The following is a 7,671-nucleotide window of genomic DNA, read 5'->3' as shown; positions in this document are numbered from 1 at the left end:
GACCTCCGAATCATGCTGTACACAGCAGAACCAGAAACAGCGGACGCGGCCCGCGCCCCTGGGTGGGCTGCAGCCCAGTTCCCTTAGGGGCGCGGGGAACTGCGCGACCAGCCCCCACTCACCCGCACCCGGCGCACGACCTCAGCCTCGCAGGACCGCGCCCGTTCGCTCGCCCGCGAGGGCAACCGCGGCGTCGCGGGCGGCGGACGCCTCGTCGACCGTCAGCGTCCGGTCCCCCGCGCGGAAGCGCAACGCGTACGCGAGCGACTTCCGCCCCTCGCCGAGCTGCTCCGCGTTCTCGTAGACGTCGAACAGCCGGATCGCCTCCAGCAGTTCGCCCGCGCCTTCGCGCAGCGCGGACTCGACGTCGGCGTGCGGCACGAACTTGTCGACGACGAGGGCGACGTCCTGCGTGGCGACGGGGAAGGTGGAGATGCTCGGCGCCTGCGGGGTGTCGTTGCCGACCGCCTCCAGGACGTCGAGGTTCAGCTCCATCGCGCAGGTGCGCGCGGGCAGGCTCAGCGCCTTCAGCACCCGGGGGTGCAGCTCGCCCGCGTGGCCGACGACCCGCTCGGCGCCGTCCGCGACCACCACGAACTCGGCGCAGCGGCCCGGGTGCCACGGCCCGTACTGACCGCTGCGGACGATCAGCTCGGCCCCGGCCTCGCGCGCGACGGCGCGCGCCGCCTCGATCGCGTCGGCCCAGTCCGCGGGGCGGCCCTTGCCCCACCAGCCGGCCTGTTCGCGGGCGCCCGCGAGGACGGCGGCGACATGGCGCGGCTGCTCGGGCAGCACGGCGTCGAGCGAGGCGATTTCCTCGCCGGTGGGGCGACGGTCGACCGGCAGGTGACCGGCGACACCGGCCTCCTCGCGCGGGTGGAAGACCAGCCCGGTCTCGAACAGCGCGAGGTCATGGCTGCCCCGGCCGTCGTTGCGCCGCAGGGCGGCCAGCAGGCCCGGCAGCAGCGAGGTGCGGAGCGCGGGCTCCTCGTCGTTCAGCGGGTTGGTGAGCCTGACGACACGGCGGGCCGGGTCGTCGACGGCCAGGCCGAGCTGGTCGAAGACGGCCTCGCCGATGAACGGGTAGTTCGGCGACTCGACGAAGCCGGCGCCGGCCAGGGCGCGGCCGACGCGGCGGTGCAGCCGCTGGCGGTGGGTGAGACCGCGGCCGGAGGGCGGCTTGGGCAGCGTGGAGGGCAGGTTCTCGTAGCCCTCCAGCCGGATGACCTCCTCCGCGAGGTCGTTGACCTCGACGAGGTCGGGCCGCCAGGACGGGACGGTGACGAGCAGTTCGTCCTGTCCGTAGACGTCGCAGCCGATCTCCTGGAGCCGGCGGACGACGGTCTCGCGGCCGTACACCACGCCCGCGACCCGGTCCGGGTGGTTCGCCGGGACGCTGATCGTGTGCGGGGCGGACGGGGCGATGACCTCCGTGACGCCGGCGTCGGCGGTGCCGCCCGCGAGCAGCACCAGCAGGTCGACCGTGCGCTGCGCGGCGGCCGCCGCGGCCTGCGGGTCGACGCCGCGCTCGAAGCGCCGGGAGGCCTCGGAGGACAGCTTGTGGCGACGCGCCGTACGGGCGATCGACACCGCGTCGAAGTGCGCGGCCTCGATGACCACGTCGGTCGAGGCGTTCTCCAGGTCGGTGTGGTCGGCGATCTCCGTGTCGGCGCCGCCCATCACGCCGGCGAGGCCGATGGGGCCGCGCTCGTCGGTGATGACCAGGTCCTCGGCGTGCAGCTTGCGCGTCGTGCCGTCGAGGGTGACGATCTGCTCGCCCTCCGCGGCCCGGCGGACGCCGATCGTGCCCTGGACCAGGGTGCGGTCGTAGGCGTGCAGCGGCTGGCCGAGCTCCATCATCACGTAGTTGGTGATGTCGACGGCGAGCGAGATCGGGCGCATGCCGACCTTCTGCAGCCGGCGCTGCAGCCAGAGCGGGGAGCGCGCCTCGGGGCTCAGACCGGTGACGGTGCGAGCGGTGAAGCGGTCGCAGCCCATGGGCTCGGAGACCTGCACCGGGTAGCCGAAGGCGTTCGGCGCCGGTACGTCGAGCAGGGCGGGGTCGCGCAGCGGCAGGCCGTAGCCGATGGCGGCCTCGCGGGCGACGCCGCGGATGGACAGGCAGTCGCCGCGGTTGGCGGTGACGGCGATGTCCAGGACCTCGTCGACCAGTTCCAGCAGCTCGATGGCGTTCTTGCCGACCTCGGTCTCCGGCGGCAGCACGATGATGCCGTGGCTGCCGTCGTCGCCCATGCCCAGCTCGTCGCCGGAGCAGATCATGCCGTGGGAGGTCTTGCCGTACGTCTTGCGGGCGGCGATGGCGAAGCCGCCGGGCAGGACGGCGCCCGGGAGGACCACGACGACCTTGTCGCCGACGGCGAAGTTGCGGGCGCCGCAGACGATCTCCTGCGGTTCGCCGGTGCCGTTGGCGGTGCCGACGTCGACCGTGCAGAAGCGGATCGGCTTCTTGAAGCCCTCCAGCTCCTCGATGGTGAGGACCCGGCCCACGACGAGGGGGCCCTTCAGGTCGGCGCCGAGCTGCTCGACCGTCTCGACCTCGAGGCCCGCCGAAACGAGCTTGGCCTGCACGTCACGGCCGGTCTCGGTGGCCGGCAGGTCGACGTACTCCCGCAGCCAGGAAAGCGGGACCCGCATCAGATCTCCATCCCGAACGGCCGAGTGAACCGGATGTCACCCTCGACCATGTCTCGCATGTCTTCGACGTTGTGGCGGAACATCAGCATCCGCTCGATGCCGAACCCGAAGGCGAACCCGCTGTACTTCTCGGGGTCGACGCCGCAGGCGGCCAGCACCTTGGGGTTGACCATGCCGCAGCCGCCCAGCTCGATCCAGCCCTCGCTGGAGCAGGTGCGGCAGGGGCGGTCGGGGTTGCCGACGGACTCGCCGCGGCAGACGTAGCACACCATGTCCATCTCGGCGGACGGCTCGGTGAACGGGAAGAAGTTCGGCCGCAGCCGGGTCTTCATGCCCTCGCCGAACAGCGACTGGACCATGTGGTCCAGGGTGCCCTTGAGGTCGGCCATGGTCAGGCCCTCGTCGACGGCGAGCAGCTCGACCTGGTGGAAGACCGGGGTGTGCGTGGCGTCCAGCTCGTCGGTGCGGTACACGCGGCCGGGGCAGATCACGTACACCGGCAGCTCGCGGCCGAGCAGCGAGCGGATCTGGACCGGGGAGGTGTGGGTGCGCAGCACGACGCCGGACTCGGTGCCGCCCTGGGGGCCCTGCACGAAGAAGGTGTCGGCCTCGCCGCGGGCCGGGTGGTCCGGGCCGATGTTGAGGGCGTCGAAGTTGAACCACTCGGCCTCGACCTGCGGGCCCTCGGCGACCTCGTAGCCCATGGCCACGAAGACGTCCTCGATGCGCTCGGAGAGGGTGGTGAGCGGGTGGCGGGCGCCGGCCGGCACGCGGTCGTGGGGCAGCGTGACGTCCACCGCCTCCTCGACCAGCACGCGCTGGTCGCGCTCGGCCTCCAGCTCCTCCTGGCGGCCCGCGAAGGCCTTGCTCACGGCGCCTCGGGCCTGGCCGACGAGCTTGCCGGCGGCGGCCTTGGCGTGCGGGGGCAGGGCGCCGATCTCGCGGTTGGCGAGGGCCAGCGGGGAGGCGCCGCCGGTGTGGGCGACCTTGGCCTCCTGGAGCGCGTCGAGCGAGTCCGCGGCGGCGAAGGCGGCGAGCGCCTCGTCCCGCATGCGCTCGATCTCTTCCGGTTTCAACGCCTCGACCTCTACCGGGTCGTACGACTTATTCGGTGCCGACATCTCTTCCCGTGCTTCCGATTGTCCCCCAGCCATCGCTGGGAGGGGCCCCCAGGCTGAAGGTCCCCGTCACCGACTCACGCAGAGGTCAGAGGGCCGTCCCTGGGACACAAAGGTGCCAAAGGCCGAGTCTAACGGGGTGCGGGTGTACGAATGCGCCCGTGGGCGGCTAGGCGAGATACGCCGGCGCCGCCACGGGCAACGTAAATCGAAACTCAGCGCCGCCCTCGGGGGCGCGGCCGACCGTGATGGTGCCGCCGTGGGCCTCGACGATGCCCTTGACGATGTACAGCCCGAGGCCCGTGCCGCCGCGCTTGCTGCCCCGCCAGAAGCGGGTGAAGACGCGGTTCATGGACTCCTCCGGGATGCCGGCGCCCTCGTCGCTCACGGTGACCGACGTGCCGATGTCCTCTCCCTCTCGGGGGGAGGCGGCGGGCGTTACGTCGATCGTGACGGTTCCCTCGCCGTGGCGCACCGCATTTTCGAGCAGGTTGCTGAGGACCTGGTCCACCTTGTCGGGGTCGGCCCACAGCATGGGCAGCGGCTGTTCGAGGCGGAGCAGGAACCGGTCGGCGGGCTGTCCGGCGGCGACGTAGGCCTGGATGTGCCGTCCGACGGCCGCGCCTATGTCGACGGGCTGGCGGCGCACCTCCAGCCGCCCGGAGTCGATGCGGGAGATGTCGAGCAGTTCGGCGATGAGCCGGGTGACCCGGTCCGCGTCGGCGTCGACGGTCTCCAGCATCAGCCGTTTCTGGTCGTCGGTGAACCGCGACCACTTGGCGAGCAGGGTGGCGGTGAAGCCCTTGACCGAGGTCAGCGGCGACCGCAGCTCATGGGCGACGGTGGCGATCAGCTCGGCGTGGCTGCGCTCGGTGCGCCGACGGGCCTCGGTGTCGCGCAGCGAGACGACGACCCGGCGGACGGGCCCGGTGGGCTCGGCGCGGACGTATCGCACGGTGACGAGCACCTCGCGCCCGCCCGGGAGCAGCAGATTGCGCTCGGGCTGGCCGACCCGGATGGCGAGGCCGCCGTACGGGTCGGTGCACTGCCACCAGCGGCGGCCTTCGAGGTCCTCCAACGGCAGGGCCTTCTCCAGGCGCTGTCCGAGGGCGTCCGCGGCAGGGACGGCGGTGATGCGCTGGGCGGCGGCGTTGAAGCAGATCACATGCCCGTGCTCGTCGGCGACGACGAGCCCGTCGGGCAGGTCGTCGGGGTCGATGCCGAGTTCGGCGAGGTCACCGACCGGTCGGGCTGCCTCCGGTGCGCTGCTCGTGCCGACGCTCATCCCCTTACCCCACCTCCCATCCTCCCGGAAGAGGCCCCCCGAGCTCGTCACCCTACTAGCTCTCGGTGACGGAGCGGCACCCTCCGGAGGCGCGCTGTGCACGGGCCGATGCGTAGAGACATACGGCTGCGGCGGTCGCGAGGTTCAGGCTCTCGGCCTTCCCGTGGATCGGAACGCGTACGACGGCGTCGGCGAGCGCGCGGGTCTCCTCCGGAAGCCCCCAGGCCTCGTTCCCGAACACCCATGCGGTGGGCCCGCCCATGGTGCCCTTGTCGAGTTCGTCGTCGAGGTCGTCGTCCCCCGCGCCGTCGGCGGCGAGGATCCGCACCCCGGCGGCCTTCAGCCCGGCCACGGCCTGCTCGACGGGGACCCCGACGGCGACCGGGAGATGGAAGAGGGAGCCCACCGACGCCCGAACGGCCTTGGGGTTGTAGAGGTCGACGGAGGCGTCGGTCAGGACGACGGCCTCGGCGCCGGCGGCGTCGGCGCACCGCAGCACGGTGCCGGCGTTGCCGGGGTCGCGCACATGGGCGAGCACGGCGACGAGCTTGGGCCGGGCGGCGAGGATCTCCTCGAACGGGGTGTCCAGGAACCGGCAGATCCCGACAAGGCCCTGCGGGGTGACGGTGGTGGAGATGTCCTCGATGATCTGCTCGGCGGCGAGGTGCACCCGGGCGCCGGCGGCGCGGGCCTCGCCGACGATGTCGGCGTACCGCTCCGCGGCCTCGACGGTGGCGAACAGCTCGACCAGCGTGTCCGCATGCCCGGCGGCCTCCCGCACGGCCTGCGGCCCCTCAGCGAGAAACAACCGCTCCTTCCCCCGAAAGTTCCGCTTGGCCAGCCGCCGCGCAGCGGAGACCCGCGGAGACCGCGAAGAGATCAACTCAGGACTGACGGAGGGCATGGGGAACTCACCTTCGCTTTTCACTAGTGGGGGACGGCAGCCCCCTAGGGGCGCGGGGAACTGCGCGACCAGCCCCCACCGACCCGCACTGTGGCGACTACGCAAACACAGCAGGACCCGCAGGCGTCAAGCCTGCGGGTCCTCGTCACATCGGCTCAAAGCCAGCGCAGCGTCACGCGGCCTTGGGCGCGTTCACATCCGCCGGCAGCGCCTTCTGCGCGACCTCGACCAGCGCGGCGAACGCGGTGGCGTCGTTCACGGCCAGCTCGGCCAGGATCTTGCGGTCGACCTCGACGTTCGCGGCCTTCAGACCCTGGATGAAGCGGTTGTAGGTGATGCCGTTGGCGCGGGCAGCGGCGTTGATGCGCTGGATCCACAGCTGACGGAAGTCGCCCTTGCGCTTCTTGCGGTCGTTGTAGTTGTAGACCAGCGAGTGGGTGACCTGCTCCTTGGCCTTGCGGTACAGGCGCGAACGCTGACCGCGGTAGCCGGAGGCCGCCTCGAGGATCGCCCGGCGCTTCTTGTGGGCGTTGACTGCCCGCTTGACGCGTGCCACTTTTTAACTCCTTGTAGCGGGGCCGTGGTGGTTCGTCACACGGCCCGGAATCGATTGGGTCCCGGTCCAGACGTACGGCGCGCGGTGATCAAGGGATCAGGCGCCGCTTCGTCACTTGCCGAGAAGCTTCTTGATCTTCGCGGCGTCGCCCGGGGCCATCTCGGCGTTGCCGGTGAGGCGACGCGTCACGCGGGACGACTTGTGCTCGAGCAGGTGGCGCTTGCCGGCGCGCTCACGGAGCACCTTGCCGGAGCCGGTGATCTTGAAGCGCTTGCTGGCACCGCTGTGCGACTTGTTCTTCGGCATAGCGCCGTTCTCTCCTCGTCGGTGGCGTTCCGGTGCCCGGTCGTGAAACCGGGCACGGTGGAACGTCGCTTGCAATCGGTTATGTCCTTGGGACTCGCGTCCCGCGGATCACGCCTCGGCGGAAGCCTCGGCAGGGGCCTCGACGTCGGCTTCGGCGTCCGTCTCGGCGTTCACGGCGTCGGCGTCCGCGGCGTTCTGCGAGCGGCCCGGGTTGGCCTTCGCCTCGGCCTTGCGGGCCTCCTGCGCCTGACGGGCCTCGGCCATCGCCTCAGTCTTCTTCTTGTGCGGACCGAGAACCATGATCATGTTTCGGCCGTCCTGCTTCGGGTTCGACTCGATGAACCCGAGGTCCTGGACGTCCTCCGCGAGACGCTGCAGCAGTCGGTAGCCCAGCTCGGGCCGGGACTGCTCACGACCGCGGAACATGATCGTGATCTTGACCTTGTCGCCCTGCTTGAGGAACCGAACGACGTGACCCTTCTTGGTGTCATAGTCGTGCGGGTCGATCTTCGGCCGGAGCTTCATCTCCTTGATGACCGTGTGCGCCTGGTTCTTGCGCGCCTCACGGGCCTTCATGGCCGACTCGTACTTGAACTTCCCGTAGTCCATGAGCTTGCAGACCGGCGGGCGGGCGTTCGCCGCGACCTCGACCAGGTCCAGGTCGTACTCCTGCGCAAGCTCCAGTGCCTTGGCCAGGGGGACGATGCCCACCTGCTCGCCACTGGGACCGACAAGTCGCACCTCGGGAACGCGAATCCGGTCGTTGATGCGGGGCTCGGCGCTGATGGATCCTCCTCGGTAGCACCACGCGGCGGTCTGGCGGACGGCCGCGTAACGTCTGTGTTCG

The 7,671-nt window shown here is 71.1% G+C and carries 7 protein-coding genes; all 7 read right to left on the bottom strand.

Features of this window, described 5'->3' with window-relative positions; genetic code table 11:
- Positions 1 to 141: 141 nt before the first annotated feature.
- Entirely contained in the window at positions 142 to 2,655 is a 2,514-nt protein-coding gene (gene pheT / locus ACWCPF_RS34500) for a phenylalanine--tRNA ligase subunit beta (protein ID WP_451049040.1), read from the bottom strand.
- Positions 2,655 to 3,776, bottom strand: a complete 1,122-nt coding sequence (pheS, locus tag ACWCPF_RS34495; protein ID WP_451049039.1) for a phenylalanine--tRNA ligase subunit alpha — start codon at positions 3,774 to 3,776, stop codon at positions 2,655 to 2,657. Before pheS ends, pheT begins: the two co-directional genes overlap by 1 nt.
- Positions 3,777 to 3,942: 166 nt before the next feature.
- Positions 3,943 to 5,058: an ATP-binding protein gene (locus ACWCPF_RS34490; RefSeq protein ID WP_451049038.1), complete on the bottom strand. Its 1,116-nt coding sequence runs from the start codon at positions 5,056 to 5,058 to the stop codon at positions 3,943 to 3,945.
- A gap of 55 nt (positions 5,059 to 5,113) precedes the next feature.
- Complete coding sequence (locus ACWCPF_RS34485) at positions 5,114 to 5,962, bottom strand: TrmH family RNA methyltransferase (RefSeq protein ID WP_451049037.1); 849 nt, start codon at positions 5,960 to 5,962, stop codon at positions 5,114 to 5,116.
- A 172-nt stretch (positions 5,963 to 6,134) separates the two neighbouring features.
- The gene (gene rplT / locus ACWCPF_RS34480) at positions 6,135 to 6,518 is read right to left on the bottom strand and encodes a 50S ribosomal protein L20 (RefSeq protein WP_232654097.1); all 384 of its coding nucleotides are present in this window, start codon (positions 6,516 to 6,518) and stop codon (positions 6,135 to 6,137) included.
- 111 nt (positions 6,519 to 6,629) lie between these two features.
- On the bottom strand, positions 6,630 to 6,824 hold the full coding sequence (gene rpmI / locus ACWCPF_RS34475) for a 50S ribosomal protein L35 (RefSeq protein ID WP_003977225.1): 195 nt from the start codon (positions 6,822 to 6,824) through the stop codon (positions 6,630 to 6,632).
- Between the two features lie 108 nt (positions 6,825 to 6,932).
- Positions 6,933 to 7,610: a translation initiation factor IF-3 gene (gene infC, locus ACWCPF_RS34470; RefSeq protein WP_451049042.1), complete on the bottom strand. Its 678-nt coding sequence runs from the start codon at positions 7,608 to 7,610 to the stop codon at positions 6,933 to 6,935.
- Positions 7,611 to 7,671: the final 61 nt, after the last annotated feature.

Source organism: Streptomyces sp. NPDC001858 (assembly GCF_053594615.1).
Note: the sequence above shows the minus strand (reverse complement) of the source record. Positions and strands in the feature narration are given on the sequence as shown.

Excerpts from the sequence above, each read along its gene's own strand:
- pheT (WP_451049040.1), bottom strand. The coding sequence starts at position 2,655 with ATGCGGGTCCCGCTTTCCTGGCTGCGGGAGTACGTCGACCTGCCGGCC.
- pheS (WP_451049039.1), bottom strand. The coding sequence starts at position 3,776 with ATGTCGGCACCGAATAAGTCGTACGACCCGGTAGAGGTCGAGGCGTTG.
- ACWCPF_RS34490 (WP_451049038.1), bottom strand. The coding sequence starts at position 5,058 with ATGAGCGTCGGCACGAGCAGCGCACCGGAGGCAGCCCGACCGGTCGGT.
- ACWCPF_RS34485 (WP_451049037.1), bottom strand. The coding sequence starts at position 5,962 with ATGCCCTCCGTCAGTCCTGAGTTGATCTCTTCGCGGTCTCCGCGGGTC.
- rpmI (WP_003977225.1), bottom strand. The coding sequence starts at position 6,824 with ATGCCGAAGAACAAGTCGCACAGCGGTGCCAGCAAGCGCTTCAAGATC.